Below are 14429 nucleotides of genomic sequence, written 5' to 3'. Positions count from 1 at the left end.
TGGCCCGGAGAACCGCAATGACCGACACCCCGCTGTCCCCCGCCGAATTCGAAGCGGCCCTGCGCGCCAAGGGCGCCTATTACCACATTCATCACCCGTATCACGTGGCGATGTATGAAGGCCGGGCCACCCGCGAGCAGATCCAGGGCTGGGTCGCCAACCGTTTCTACTATCAGGTGAACATTCCCCTGAAAGACGCGGCGATCCTCGCCAATTGCCCGGATCGCGAGATCCGCCGCGAATGGATTCAGCGCCTGCTCGACCACGACGGCGCGCCCGGTGAGGACGGCGGCATCGAAGCCTGGCTGCGTCTGGGCCAGGCCGTCGGTCTCGATCCGGATCAATTGCGTTCCCAGGAACTGGTGCTGCCCGGCGTGCGTTTCGCCGTCGATGCCTACGTCAACTTCGCCCGCCGCGCCAGTTGGCAGGAAGCTGCCAGCAGCTCTTTGACCGAACTGTTCGCGCCGCAGATCCACCAGTCGCGTCTCGACAGCTGGCCGCAGCATTACCCGTGGATCGACCCGGCGGGCTACGAATATTTCCGTACCCGTCTTGGTCAGGCAAGGCGCGATGTCGAGCATGGTCTGGCGATTACGCTGGAGCACTACAAGACCCGCGAAGGTCAGGAGCGCATGCTGGAAATTCTCCAGTTCAAACTGGACATTCTTTGGAGCATGCTCGATGCCATGAGCATGGCTTACGAACTGAACCGCCCGCCGTATCACAGCGTCACCGATCAACGGGTCTGGCATAAAGGAATCGCCTTATGAGTTTCGACCGCAGCAAGACCCCGACCTGGCGTCCCGGCTACCGTTTCCAGTACGAACCGGCCCAGAAAGGCCACGTGCTGCTGTACCCGGAAGGCATGATCAAGCTCAATGAAAGTGCCGCGCTGATCGGCGGCCTGATCGACGGTGAGCGGGACGTCGCGGCAATCATTGCCGAACTCGACAGACAGTTTCCCGGCGTGCCCGAGCTCGGTGACGACATCGAGCAATTCATGGAGGTTGCCCGTGCGCAACACTGGATCGAACTTGCCTGAATCATCGGTGCAAGTCCCGGCCAAACCGGAAATCGGCCTGCCGCTGTGGCTGCTCGCCGAGCTGACCTACCGTTGCCCGCTGCAATGCCCGTACTGCTCCAATCCGCTGGATTTCGCCGAGCAGGGCAAAGAACTGAGCACCGAGCAGTGGATCAAGGTGTTCCGCGAAGCGCGGGAGATGGGCGCAGCGCAATTGGGCTTCTCAGGTGGCGAACCGCTGGTACGCCAGGACCTTGCCGAGCTGATCCACGAGGCGCGCCAGTTGGGTTTCTACACCAACCTGATCACCTCCGGCATCGGCCTGACCGAGCAGAAGATCAGCGACTTCAAGAAGGCTGGCCTCGACCACATCCAGATCAGTTTCCAGGCCAGCGACGAGCAAGTGAATAACCTGCTCGCCGGCTCGAAAAAGGCCTTCGCGCAGAAACTGGAAATGGCTCGCGCCGTAAAGGCCCACGGCTATCCGATGGTGCTGAACTTCGTCACCCATCGGCACAACATCGACAAGATCGACCGCATCATCGAGCTGTGCATCGCGCTGGAGGCCGACTTCGTAGAACTCGCCACCTGCCAGTTTTACGGCTGGGCGCAGCTCAATCGTGTCGGTCTGTTGCCGACCAAAGAGCAACTGATCCGCGCCGAACGCATCACTAACGAATACCGCGCCAAGCTGGAAGCCGAAGGGCATCCGTGCAAGCTGATTTTCGTCACCCCGGACTATTACGAAGAACGCCCGAAAGCCTGCATGAATGGCTGGGGCAGCCTGTTTCTGACAGTCACCCCGGACGGCACCGCCCTGCCCTGTCATGGCGCCCGACAGCTGCCGGTACAATTTCCCAATGTGCGCGACCACAGCATGCAGCACATCTGGTACGACTCGTTCGGCTTCAACCGCTTTCGCGGTTATGACTGGATGCCCGAGCCGTGCCGCTCCTGCGACGAAAAAGAACAGGATTTTGGCGGCTGCCGTTGCCAGGCCTTCATGCTCACCGGCGACGCGAGCAATGCCGACCCGGTGTGCAGCAAGTCCGAACATCACGGCGTGATTCTCAAGGCCCGCGAAGAAGCCGAGCACGCCACCCAGACCATCGAACAACTGGCCTTTCGCAATGAACGAAACTCGCGCCTCATCGCCAAAGGCTGAGCCTTTCAGCGCCACCGCCGCGGTTGCCGCCGGCGTGGACTTCGCCGAATTGCAGCTCGGCGCCCAGGGTTTGTTCTGGAATGAATATCGCCCGACAGACGCCGCCTGCCGGCTCTGGCATTGGCGCGATGGTACGGCGAAATGTCTGACACCTGCGGGTTTCAGCGTGCGCAGTCGGGTGTACGAATATGGCGGTGGGGCGTTTTGCCTGACGCCTGACGGGGTGGTTTTTGTCAACGAGGCGGATCAGCAGCTGTATCGCCAGACGCTGGATGGCGAGCCCGTGGCATTGACGTCTAGCGAGTGTCGTTATGGCGATCTGAACTACGCCGACGGGCACGTGCTGGCCGTTGAAGAGAACGGTGATCGCCATCGGCTGGTGGCTATCGATCTGGCGAATGGCGACCGCCAAATGCTGGTTGAAGGCGCGGATTTTTACGCGTCGCCGATCATCAGTCGGGACGGCCAGCGCCTGGCGTGGATCGAGTGGAGCCGTCCGCATCAGCCGTGGACTTCCACCCGACTGATGCTCGCCGAGCACTCGTCCAATGGATTTTCCGCCCCGCGTTGTGTGGCGGGTGAAGCGTTTGAAGAGTCGGTCCAGCAACCGCGATTCAATGCCAATGGCCGGCTGGGTTGTCTGACCGATCGTGGTGGGTATTGGCAACCGTGGGTCGAGTCGGCAAATGGTTTGCAACCGTTAGCCAGCGCCGAAGCCGATCACGCGCCAGCCCCATGGCAACTTGGCGGCTGCACTTGGCTGCCCACCGACGAAGGCTTTTTGGCGAGCTGGAGCGAAGGCGGTTTCGGTCGTCTGGCGCTCAACGGTGAAGACTTCACCGGCGACTACAGCCGCTTCCGTCATCTGGCTGTCGATGATCAATTTATTTACTGCATTGCCGCCTCACCGATCAGCCCTTCAGCCGTGATCGCCATTGATCGCGATTCGCGTGAAGTGAATGTCCTGGCCGGCGGTGTCGCACCGCTGCCCGCCGAGCGCATCAGCCGCCCGCAAACCCTGCGCTACCCCAGCGGTTCGGGTGAAGCACACGGATTCTTTTACCCGGCCACGAATGGCGATGCGAAACCGCCGCTGGTGGTGTTCATCCACGGTGGCCCGACGTCGGCCTGCTACCCGATGCTCGACCCGCGCATTCAGTACTGGACACAACGCGGGTTCGCCGTCGCCGATCTCAACTACCGAGGCAGCAGCGGCTATGGCCGAGAGTATCGACAGGCCCTGCATCTGAGTTGGGGAGTGGTGGATGTAGAGGATGCTTGCGCAGTGGTGGCCTATCTGGCCGAACGCGGCATGATCGATGGCGACCGTGCGTTTGTCCGTGGCGGCAGCGCCGGCGGTTACACGACGCTGTGCGCACTGGCGTTCCATCAGGTATTCCGCGCTGGCGCCAGTCTGTATGGTGTCAGCGACCCGGTGGCCCTGGCCCGTGCTACGCACAAGTTCGAAGGCGATTACCTGGACTGGCTGATCGGCGATCCAGAGAAGGACGCCGAACGCTACGCCGCCCGCACGCCGTTGCTGCACGCAGGCAACATTCGCGTACCGGTGATCTTCTTCCAAGGTGAGCTGGACGCCGTCGTCGTGCCGCAACAGACCCGCGACATGGTCGCGGCCCTGGAGCAAAACGGCATTGAGGTCGAAGCGCATTACTACGCCGACGAACGCCACGGCTTCCGCCGGGCCGCCAATCAGGCCCATGCGCTGGAGCAGGAATGGCGGTTCTACCGGCGAGTGATGGGCCTGACGGATTGAGACTCAGCGCTTGGCGATGATGTACACCGCGTGCACGATCCCCGGGATGTAACCGCACAACGTCAGCAGAATGTTCAGCCAGAACGCGCCGCCGAACCCGACCTGCAGAAACACACCCAGTGGCGGCAACAGAATGGCGATGATGATGCGGATAAAGTCCATGGGGCAGCTCCTGATTGGGGGTTGGCTCACCTGAGCCATACAAGCTAATCGACCTGTGCCGTTTGTCAGGGTTCAGTGCAAACCGCAATCTCGCCATCTGATTGCCATTACCCGGCCACAAAAAAACGCCCCACGCCAAAAGAATCAGGCGTGGGGCGTGCGTTATACCGCGAGACGGTTCTTGAATTCGGGTGGGAAACTTCAGCTCAGACGGCAATCCCTTTGCGGCATTGCAGCTGCGCGGTGCGTACCCGGGAGAAGGCGCGGGCCAGACGCAGGAGCATTTCGTCGATGTTGGCCTTGCTGACGTTGAGCGCCGGGGTGAAGCGCAGGCAGTTGGCTTGCGGGGCGTTGAGCAGCAAACCTTCGTGAAGTGCGGCTTTGACGACGGCCTCGGCGGAGTCTTCCGACAGGGTCAGTCCCCAGAACAGCCCTTGCCCGCGCAACTCGCCATGTTCATAACGATGGGCCAGACGGGCGAGCCCTTCGCGCAGATGCTGGCCGTTGTCCCGGATCTGTTCGAGGAAGGCGCGGTCCTGCACGCTGTCGAGCACCACCAGGCCAGCGGCGGTCATCAGTGCGTTGCCATGATGCGTACCGCCCAATTCCCCAGGTTCGAAACAGCAGGCCTTGCCTCGCGCCAGCAGCGCCGCCAGTGGAACACCGCCGCCGAGGCCTTTGCCGAGCACGACGATATCGGCGCGCACTCCGTAGGACTGTTCGGCGAGCAAGGTGCCGCAGCGGCCGATGCCGGTCTGCACCTCATCGAGAATCAGCAGAATCCCCAGCTCACGGCACAGACGTTCGACACCCTTGAGGTAATGCTCGGTCGCAGGGATTACTCCGGCATCGCTCTGGATCGGTTCGAGCATGATCGCCACGGTTTGTGCGTCGACCGCTGCATGCAACGCCGGCAGGTCGTTAAACGGCACCAGATCGAACCCCGGCAGCAATGGCGCGAAGCGGTTGTGCAGGTTGCAACTGTCCGACGCCGAAATCGTCGCCAGACTACGTCCGTGGCAGCCTTGTCTGGCGACAATGATCCGCGAAGCGCCACCGCGATGCAGTTGACCCCATTTGCGCGCCAGTTTGATCGCCGCTTCACAGGCCTCACTGCCGCTGTTGAGCAGGTACGCCTGATCGCTGGCAGTGCTGGCACACAGGCGCTCGGCAAGGCTGAGCATGCCACGGTTGTGCAGATTGAAGCCGGGATTGATCAGGGCCTGGGCCTGGCTGGCGATGGCCTTGACCAGCGCCGAAGGGCTGTGGCCAAGGCTGTTGGCGCCGCCGGCCTGGGAAAAGTCCAGGTAGGCGCGGTCATTGCTGTCCCATAGCCAGGAGCCCTGGCCGCGAACGAATACCTGCCGCGGGCGCTCGACGCTGGGCATCAGACGCTCGGCATTCAGGCCATCAGCGACGTTCGATTCTTGGGTTTCAAAAGCCAGGTCATCGAGGCTCGGCGTCTGGCGCCGCAAACTGAACAGATTCATTGAAAAAAACCTCGATCGAGGTTTTTTGAACTGCCTATGTAAAGACTTTCGAAACAAACGCTGGTCATGGCGCTTTCCGGCCCTGTAAGCCTTGTGAATGCGGTTAGACTAGGCCGGTTCACGGCGTCGAGCCATTTCGATTTCTCAGCATTTTCGATAAGTGTTACTTATGGATTTCAAACAACTGCGTTATTTCGTCGCGGTCTACGAAGAAGGGCATGTCGGACGCGCCGCCGAGCGCCTGTCGATCTCTCAGCCCGCGCTGTCCCAGCAGATTCGCCACCTGGAACAAAACCTCGACGTCACCCTGTTCGAACGCAGCAGCAAACGCCTGTTGCCGACCCTCGCCGCCCATACCTTGTACAACCACGCCCTGCCGCTGCTCGACGGCATGCAGCGGGCGCGTGAGGCGCTGGGCAACTTCAAGGGTCAGGCACTGCGCACATTGGCGATAGGCGTGCTACAGACCGTGCACACCAGCCTGGTGCCGCAAATGCTCGAGCGGGTGCGCAAGGCCCAGCCGCATCTGGTGGTGCAGATTTATGAACTGACGGGGCTTGAGATCGAGCGGCGACTGCTCAACGGCTCGCTGGATATCGGCATCAGCTATTTGCCGCCACGTCAGCCGGGGCTGCACGGCGTAATGCTGTACGAAGATGAACTGACGCTGGTCATCCCGGCGGATCATCCGCTGCGGGAATTCAAGAAAGTCTCGATGAGTCAGGCGGCCGAATTGCCGATGTTGCTATTGGGCGAAGAATTTCAGATCCGTCAGATCTGGCAGGCGCAATTGGCCAGCCTCGGACGACGCCCGCAAGTGCAGGCCGAATTGAACAATATGGTCGGGATTCTAGACAGCCTGCCGCATACGCGTCTGGCGACGGTGCTACCCGGTCGTTCGCAAAAGGAGTACGACGATCAGGATCTGTTGTGGAAACCGTTGAGTGAGCCGCGTGTACCGTTGAAGGTCGGGCTGGTGTGTCGCGATGTGCAGCGCCAGCAGGCGCCATTGGCCTTGCTGCGAACGTTGCTGGAAGAGGTGATGCAGCGTGAGGACAAACCGCTGAAAGGTGCACCACCGCTGGACGCGCTGAGCTGAAAACTTTTCTGCGGGCATAAGAAAACCCCGCCGAAGCGGGGCTTTGCAGACTGTTTCCCTGACATCCATTTCACTCCGCCACCCTGGCAGAATCCTACGTGTCCGTGTTGTTGCTTTGCGCTTCCTGCGCGACGTCCATGGAAAGTAGATTAGCTCTGGATCCAATCTACGCCTATGGGAGAACAGCAGCACGTCATGTAAGAGATCGCTTACATGACGTTACATCATCAGAACTGCGCAGCATCCAGCAGGAACAGCGACTCGCTGCCGGCCTTGACCGACGCGCTCAACGAGTGAATCCGCGGCAGCAGACGGGCGAAATAGAACCGCGCCGTGCCGAGTTTGCTCGCGTAGAAATCGTCCTGCGCTTCTTTGCCCAGCGATGCCTTGGCCATCAGCGCCCACATGTACGCGTAAGCGGTGTAGCCGAACGCTTGCAGATACTCGACCGATGCCGCACCGATTTCGTTCGGGTTGGTTTTCGCCCGGTCCAGCAGCCACGAGGTCAGCTCGTCGAGGGTGTCGACAGCATCATTCAGCGGCTTGGTGAACTCGCCCAGATCGGCACTGGCGGTCGCGGTGAAATGGCGGATCTCGTCGGCGAACAGCTTGTAGAACGCGCCGCCGCTGCCGACGATCTTGCGACCCACCAAGTCCAGCGCCTGAATGCCGTTGGTGCCTTCGTAGATCTGGGTGATGCGCACATCCCGCACCAGTTGCTCCTGGCCCCACTCGCGGATGTAGCCGTGGCCGCCGAAGATCTGCTGGCCGTGGACAGTGGTTTCCAGACCCAGATCGGTCAGGAACGCCTTGGCCACTGGTGTCAGCAAGGCAACCAGATCTTCCGCACGCTTGCGGGTCGCGGCGTCTTCGCTGAACTTGGCGGTGTCGAGTTGCATCGCCACGTAGGTGGAGAACGCACGGCCGCCTTCGTTCGAGGCTTTCATGGTCAGCAGCATGCGACGTACGTCCGGGTGGACGATGATCGGGTCGGCCACCTTGTCTTTGTTCTGCGCGCCGGTCGGCGAACGGCTCTGCAGGCGGTCGCGGGCGTATTCGATGGCGTTCTGGTACGAGCGCTCGCCGGTGGCCAGGCCCTGGATGCCGACGCCCAGACGCTCGTAGTTCATCATGGTGAACATCGCGGCCAGGCCCTTGTTCGGCTCGCCGACCAAGTAACCCACGGCTTCGTCGAAGTTCATCACGCAAGTGGCCGAGGCTTGGATGCCCATCTTGTGTTCGATCGAACCGCAGTTGGCCGGGTTGCGTGCGCCCAGGCTGCCATCGGCATTGACCATGAACTTCGGCACCAGGAACAGGGAAATGCCTTTCGGCCCAGCCGGTGCGTCAGGCAGCTTGGCCAGCACCAGGTGAATGATGTTTTCGGTCAGGTCGTGCTCACCACCGGTGATGAAGATCTTGGTGCCGCTGACCTTGTAGGAGCCGTCGGCCTGAGGCTCGGCCTTGGTGCGGATGATGCCCAGGTCGGTGCCGGCGTGCGGCTCGGTCAGGCACATGGAACCGGCCCAGACGCCAGCGTACATGTTCGGCAGGTACGCGGCTTTCAGTTCTTCGCTGGCGTGGGCGTTGATCGACAGGCAGGCGCCGGCGGTTAGCATCGGATAAAGACCGAAGGCCAGGCTGGCGGAGTTGACCATCTCTTCGACCTGGGCCGATACGGCTTTTGGCATGCCCATGCCGCCGTAAGCCGGATCACCGCCAACACCGACCCAGCCGCCTTCGGCGTAAGTCTGATAGGCCTGTGGGAAACCGGCCGGCGTGGTGACGGCACCGTCGGCCCAGTGGCAGCCTTCTTCGTCGGCGGCACGGCTCAGGGGCGCGATGCTTTTGCTGGTGACCTTGCCGGCTTCTTCGAGAATGGCTTCGACGGTTTCCGCGTCCACGGTCTCAGCCAGCGCCGGCAGTTCGGCCCAGAGTTTGGCGACTTCGAACACTTCATTGAGGACGAAGCGCATATCGCGCAGCGGCGCTTTGTAGTCAGCCATGGCAAACCTCGCAAAGATCTAAACAGGTGATTCGTGGAAGGGTGTTTTCGTTGAGCTGGAGTGTAACCCAACAACTTTTGCGACACATAGGGTCAGGCAGTGACTGTTTTGTTATTTTTAGTCACCAGCCATCCAGCATAAAGAAGCCCGCAATCAGCGGGCTCTTTTGTTTAACAGGCGCGCGTTACAGCGCAAACAACTGGGCCGGCAGCTTCATCAGGCAATCGCTGCCCGCCTCGATCGCCGCACGATGCGCCGCGGTGCGCGGCAACAGACGCTTGAAGTAAAACTCGCACGTCGCCAGTTTGCCCTGGCAGAAATCGCCATCACCCTCGCCCGACTCCAGCTGCGCCTGAGCGACCAGCGCCATGCGCAGCCACAGATAGCCGAGAACGATGTAACCGCTGTACATCAGGTAATCCACCGACGCGGCGCCGACTTCATCCGGGTTCTTCATCGCGGCCATACCGACCTTCATGGTCAGCTCGCCCCACTGCTGGTTGAGGCCATCAAGCTGCGCGACAAATTCACCCAGTTGCGCATGCCCGGCATTGGCCGCGCAGAACTTGTGGACGATTTTGGTGAAGTTTCGCAGCAGCTTGCCCTGGCTGCCGAGCACCTTGCGCCCGAGCAGATCCAGCGCCTGAATGCCGTTGGTGCCCTCGTAGATCGGCGCGATCCGGCAATCGCGAACCAGTTGCTCCATGCCCCACTCGCGGATAAATCCGTGACCGCCGAACACCTGCATGCCGTGGTTGGTCACCTCCAGGCCGGTGTCGGTCATGAACGCCTTGCAGATCGGCGTCAGGAACGCCAACAGGTCTTCGGCTTCCTGACGCGCCTCGGCGTCCGGGCTCAGGTGCGCAACATCGAGCATTTGCGCGGTGAAATAGGTCAGCGCGCGGTTGCCTTCGTTGAAAGCTTTCATGGTCAGCAGCATGCGCCGCACGTCCGGGTGGACGATGATCGGGTCGGCGGGTTTGTCCGGAGCTTTGGCGCCGGTCAGGGCACGCATCTGCAAGCGATCGTTGGCGTATTTGATTGCGCCCTGGAAGCTTGCCTCGCCCAGACACAGGCCCTGCATTCCGGTGCCGAGACGCGCGTGGTTCATCATGGTGAACATGCAGTTCAGGCCCTTGTTCGGCTCGCCGATCAGGAAGCCTTTGGCGTCGTCAAAGTTCAGCACGCAGGTGGCCGAGGCCTTGATGCCCATCTTGTGCTCAATCGAGCCGCAGGAAACGCCGTTGCGCTCGCCCGCCTCACCGGATGCGTCCGGGAGAAATTTCGGCACGATGAACAGCGAAATCCCTTTGGTCCCGGCCGGTGCGTCCGGCAGTTTGGCCAGCACCAGATGAATGATGTTGTCGCTCATGTCGTGCTCGCCGGCGGAGATGAAAATCTTGCTGCCGGTCACTGCATAACTGCCGTCGGCCTGAGGCACCGCGCGGGTCTTGATGATGCCCAGGTCGGTGCCGCAATGGGCTTCGGTCAGGCACATGGTGCCGGTCCACTGGCCGGCGGTGAGTTTGCGCAGATAGGTGTTTTTCTGTTCCTCGGTGCCGTGGGCATGGATCGCCGACATGGCGCCGTGGGTCAGGCCCGGGTACATGCCCCACGAAGTGTTGCTGGAGGCGACCATTTCGCTGATCACCAGCCCCAACGAGCTTGGCAGGCCCTGGCCGCCGTAGGTCGGATCTGCCGCCAGACCGTGCCAGCCACCTTCCACGTATTGTGCGAAGGCTTGCTTGAAGCCTGTAGGCGTTGTCACCACGCCGTTGTCGAAATGGCAGCCTTCTTCGTCACCGCTGCGATTGAGCGGTGCCAGAACGTTCTCACAGAACTTCGCGCCCTCGTCGAGGATCGCGTTGATCATGTCCGGGCTGGCGTCGTGGGCGCCGAGGGCCGCGTACTGAGTGTGGAAGTCAAAGACGTGGTCGATCAGAAAGCGCATGTCGCGCAAGGGAGCTTTGTACTCGGGCATGGTGGCTTCTCCTTCAGCAGATTGCTTCAACCTACTGCCGGCCACCCTGCCCCACAATCACTGTCCAGACGCTGAATGCGCCGTCATCACTCAACCTGCGGCGCTGTCCATGCGCACCGCGCCACGGCGGTTCTGCCCGAACGCCATCACGCAGTTACGGCCTGCGCCCTTGGCGCTGTAGAGCGCCTGGTCGGCGGATTTCAGTACCTCTTCCGGAGTGCGCTGTTCCAGACGTTCGGCCACGCCGATGCTGACCGTGACCGACACGCTGGACGCGCCCGAACCCGAACGCCGCTGGCGGCCCTGCTGATCATCCTGCGGGCGGCTTTCCTGATTACGCAGCTGAATGTTGTAGGACGCAATCGACTCGCGAATGACTTCCAGGTGCGGCATGCACTCTTCAAGAGTCTTACCCGCAAACACCAGGGCGAATTCCTCACCGCCATAGCGATATGCCCTACCGCCGCCGCTGATTTTGGACAGCTTGCTGGCGACCAGACGCAAGACCTGATCCCCAACGTCGTGGCCGTGGGTGTCGTTGAATTTCTTGAAGTGATCGACGTCGCTCATCGCCAGCACATAGTTGCGACCCAGACGCTGCATGCGCTCGTTTAGTGCGCGGCGGCCGGGCAGGCCGGTGAGCTCGTCGCGGAAGGCCATTTGGTACGCCTCGTGCGCTACCGCTGCAGCAATCATCAGCATCACCTGGCTGCACATGATGTTCAGGGTGAATGGCAGGATGAAGGTTTTCGGCAGCATCCAGAACACCCCGAGCAACCCCACCAGTTGCGCCGCGTGCAGCGGACGCGGGTTGCGCCAGTATTGCCAGGCCAGAAGCAGAAACGCCGAGATGAACACCGGATACGACAACTGGATCAGGCTCATCCACGCGCCGTGCAGCGCTGGCCAACGGATCTCGGAAAGCCACATCAGCAAGGCCTGCGGGTAGCTTTGCTCAAGCCCCAGCGCCACGCTGCCAAAGGCCAGCAGCACGGCAAAGCGCGCGACCATGTCCTGAAACAGGTGCGTGCGTTCCTGCCACGCGGCGAACAGACCGAACAGCAAGGGCAACAGCAGACAGACCAGATGGAACACCACAGCCGCGTCTTCGCGCACCTTGCCGTTGTCGCGGTAATAGTCGGTCTGGGTATCGAGCAGGAAGTAGGCGATGTACACCGTGACCATCAGAAACAGCTCGCGCTGGCGTCGGTAAACCGCACAGTACGAACCGCCCAACAGCAGCACCAAGGTTGGCAATACGTTAAACAGCGAGGTGAAGAATACGTTGAGGTCTTTGACGTACGCAGCCGCCAACCCCGCGAGCAACAACAGCAGTGAAGGCAGGAAATGACTGAAACGTACAGCGGAAGAACGCGGCAAGGGTAAAAGCTCCGACCCGTCATGGCAAAGAGATGGCATTGTGCCTGCAATGTGGCCAGTTAAGCACACATAATGTGATCCAGATCACAGGCTGTCTCTTTAACGGCCGAAATCTGAAGTTACTGAGGGATTTAGTAAGGTTTTTTGCGCAATGGCTGCTAGACGGCCACCATGGCCATCATTCTTGATGGCCATGGTGTGTTTTTCTGCTCAGAGATCGTTGTAGAACGGCTGCAATGCCCCCTCCGCCGCCGGCCGGCCTTCAGCACCGTAAGGCTTGAGATAGAGCGATGCGTCCATCGCCTGACGGGTCGTGACTTTCGGACTGGCCGGACGCTGGGTCACGGCGTTTTCATCGCCGATGTGGCCCTGCGGAATCACCAGCGACGGATGATCGAACGGTGCGCGCTCCCACGCCACGCGCGGATCGGTCAGGCCGACCTCCATGAATTTCACCAGCGCGTCGATTTCATCGGGCGTCAGGTTCAGCGCTGTCATGTCCGGGTCGAGATTGGAGGTGTTGTGCTGATTCACCGCCGGATGCTCGAAACCGCTGGTGTTGTTGGCGTCCTCGCCGCGCCGGTCACCGCCACGGTTGTAGAACTCCATCACCTGCTTGAGCGTCGAGCGGCTGCCGTTGTGGAAGTACGGGCCGGTCAGGGCGATGTTGCGCAGGGTCGGCGTCTTGAACGCGCCGTCGACCGAGTCGCGGAAACCGATGTTCGGCTTGAGCGTGGCATCGCATGGGATCGCCGCACTCAACGGCGCTTCGAACGTACAGACATCGACATCCAGCGGATCGACCGAGCGACCGCCCTGCAACACGCTGTTGTACTGCCGGGTGAACGACCATGGATTGCCCCAGGCATCCGCGCCGCCGAGGGCCAGGTCTTCCGAGGTCGGGCGCACACCGGTGTTGTAGAAGCCGTTGTCGTAAAGAGTGGTCAGGTTGTCGGCCATTACCATGCGCTCGATGCGTTCACGCGGATGCATCAGCAGGCGGCTGGCGGCGTTGGTCAGCTCCGGACCGCCGTGGCAATTGACGCATTTGCCCTTGCCGAGAAACAGGTTCATGCCCTCCACCTGTTGCGCGTTCATCGCCGTGTGATCGCCTTGCAAATAGGCATCGATCGGCGCCTGATCGGACACCAGCGTGGCCTCATACATCTGGATCGCCAGGCCGAAGAACAGCGGGAAGTTGGCCTCCATCTGGGTATACGGCGCGCCGCCCACCAGAACGTTTTGCGTGGCGTTCCACAGCCGGGGCTGGAAGGCGTTCTTGATCAGCTCGCGATAGGTCGGCCGCCGCGCGCCAGATACCGGGGCCAGCACCGAGTCGGTAGACGAAATCCGCTGCTGCTTGAGCATCAACGTGTCGAGCATCCTGCGGCCAATGTCGGCAAACGTACGGCCACCGCAGGACATTTCCACCGGACTGCCGGGCGGGCCGACGGCTTGCGAGGCGGCAGACGCATCGTTGAGCGCCAGCCGCACTTTGGTCGCGACCGTGCTGCGTTCGCTGGTCACGTAGATCCCGGCATCCGGATCGCGATTACCGAACGGCGAGAAGCCGTTGAACACGTTGTTGGCCCGACCGTCCCAGAAGTTGCGCACGTTGAACGCGGCGTTGATTACCGACGGCGCGTTGCGTCCGGTGCTGCGGCGAACGTTGATGCCGCCGACCTGAAACAGGCCGTCCGGCTGCTGGGTACATTTATCGAAACGCGGCTGATTGGGCTTGACGAAGTTGGCGTCAAACACGCCTTGCGAGCCGACCACATCGTCCGTCGAGTACACGATGGGCGAGTTGCGCTCCAACGGATTGCTCAGCACGTGGGTGGGGAAGTCGGTTTTCTTCAGCGTGTAGTTCGGGCCGCCCTTGCCACCGGACAATGTCGCGTAGGACGCCACGTCACCGGGAATGTCCGACGCCACAAACGGTTTGTTGAAGATCGACGCGACGTTGGCGTTGGTGTGCGCCTGGCCGGGGTTGAGTTGGTTGGTGATGCGGTGATCCACGCCGGCGTGGTAGTGGCAGGACGCGCAGGCCGTGGAGCCATCGCTGCCGATCTCCATGTCCCAGAAGAGCGCCTTGCCCAGCAGGATCGCAGCCTGGCGATTGAGCACGTAGTCGGTCATCAGGTCGACCTTGCGTCCGCCTTCGGTTCCGGACGGATCAGGGGGCACTATCCCGCGTAACGATTGCAGCGAGGGAACCTCCGGCACTGGAGGATCGACTTCGGCGGGGTCGGCGGCCCATGCGCTGTGGACTGATAGCGCGATGGGTAACCAGAAGGTCAAACGAGCGAGTCGACTGATGTTCATAGGCTTCACCCTGACTGTTGTTGTTA

General features: G+C 61.3%; 11 protein-coding genes. 5 read left to right on the top strand and 6 right to left on the bottom strand.

From position 1 onward, the window contains the following. Positions 1-17: 17 nt before the first annotated feature. The 4 genes from pqqC to ACKUG4_RS20345 are packed head-to-tail and all read left to right on the top strand — an operon-like array spanning position 18 to position 3960. On the top strand, positions 18-770 hold the full coding sequence (gene pqqC / locus ACKUG4_RS20360; RefSeq protein WP_011336228.1) for a pyrroloquinoline-quinone synthase PqqC: 753 nt from the start codon (positions 18-20) through the stop codon (positions 768-770). Next, the gene (gene pqqD / locus ACKUG4_RS20355; RefSeq protein ID WP_007959876.1) at positions 767-1042 is read left to right on the top strand and encodes a pyrroloquinoline quinone biosynthesis peptide chaperone PqqD; all 276 of its coding nucleotides are present in this window, start codon (positions 767-769) and stop codon (positions 1040-1042) included. Before pqqC ends, pqqD begins: the two co-directional genes overlap by 4 nt. Next, complete coding sequence (pqqE, locus tag ACKUG4_RS20350; RefSeq protein ID WP_440813083.1) at positions 1014-2186, top strand: pyrroloquinoline quinone biosynthesis protein PqqE; 1173 nt, start codon at positions 1014-1016, stop codon at positions 2184-2186. The genes pqqD and pqqE overlap by 29 nt, the downstream gene beginning before the upstream one ends. Then, a complete protein-coding gene (locus tag ACKUG4_RS20345) occupies positions 2152-3960 on the top strand; it encodes a S9 family peptidase (protein ID WP_445434703.1) in 1809 nt (602 codons plus the stop codon). Before pqqE ends, ACKUG4_RS20345 begins: the two co-directional genes overlap by 35 nt. A gap of 3 nt (positions 3961-3963) precedes the next feature. On the opposite strand, the gene ACKUG4_RS20340 is transcribed toward ACKUG4_RS20345, so the two are convergent. After that, a complete protein-coding gene (locus ACKUG4_RS20340) occupies positions 3964-4122 on the bottom strand; it encodes a YqaE/Pmp3 family membrane protein (protein WP_003228885.1) in 159 nt (52 codons plus the stop codon). A 206-nt stretch (positions 4123-4328) separates the two neighbouring features. Further along, entirely contained in the window at positions 4329-5612 is a 1284-nt protein-coding gene (locus ACKUG4_RS20335) for an aspartate aminotransferase family protein (protein ID WP_445434702.1), read from the bottom strand. 169 nt (positions 5613-5781) lie between these two features. Here ACKUG4_RS20335 and ACKUG4_RS20330 point away from each other — a divergent pair, with 169 nt between their 5' ends. Further along, the gene (locus ACKUG4_RS20330; RefSeq protein ID WP_064380308.1) at positions 5782-6711 is read left to right on the top strand and encodes a LysR family transcriptional regulator; all 930 of its coding nucleotides are present in this window, start codon (positions 5782-5784) and stop codon (positions 6709-6711) included. A gap of 227 nt (positions 6712-6938) precedes the next feature. Here the strand turns inward: ACKUG4_RS20330 and ACKUG4_RS20325 are convergent, their stop codons facing one another. The 4 genes from ACKUG4_RS20325 to ACKUG4_RS20310 form a co-directional block, all read right to left on the bottom strand. Beyond that, the gene (locus ACKUG4_RS20325; RefSeq protein WP_445434701.1) at positions 6939-8717 is read right to left on the bottom strand and encodes an acyl-CoA dehydrogenase C-terminal domain-containing protein; all 1779 of its coding nucleotides are present in this window, start codon (positions 8715-8717) and stop codon (positions 6939-6941) included. A 184-nt stretch (positions 8718-8901) separates the two neighbouring features. After that, positions 8902-10698 (bottom strand): acyl-CoA dehydrogenase C-terminal domain-containing protein, encoded by a 1797-nt coding sequence (locus ACKUG4_RS20320; RefSeq protein WP_236187440.1) that lies wholly within the window; start codon positions 10696-10698, stop codon positions 8902-8904. Between the two features lie 90 nt (positions 10699-10788). Beyond that, on the bottom strand, positions 10789-12078 hold the full coding sequence (locus tag ACKUG4_RS20315) for a GGDEF domain-containing protein (RefSeq protein ID WP_064380305.1): 1290 nt from the start codon (positions 12076-12078) through the stop codon (positions 10789-10791). 210 nt (positions 12079-12288) lie between these two features. Beyond that, complete coding sequence (locus ACKUG4_RS20310) at positions 12289-14403, bottom strand: cytochrome-c peroxidase (protein ID WP_445434700.1); 2115 nt, start codon at positions 14401-14403, stop codon at positions 12289-12291. Positions 14404-14429: the final 26 nt, after the last annotated feature.

This window comes from Candidatus Pseudomonas auctus (genome assembly GCF_048654275.1).
GTDB lineage: Bacteria > Pseudomonadota > Gammaproteobacteria > Pseudomonadales > Pseudomonadaceae > Aquipseudomonas > Aquipseudomonas pharyngis.
This window is presented reverse-complemented; position numbering and strand designations above follow the sequence as displayed.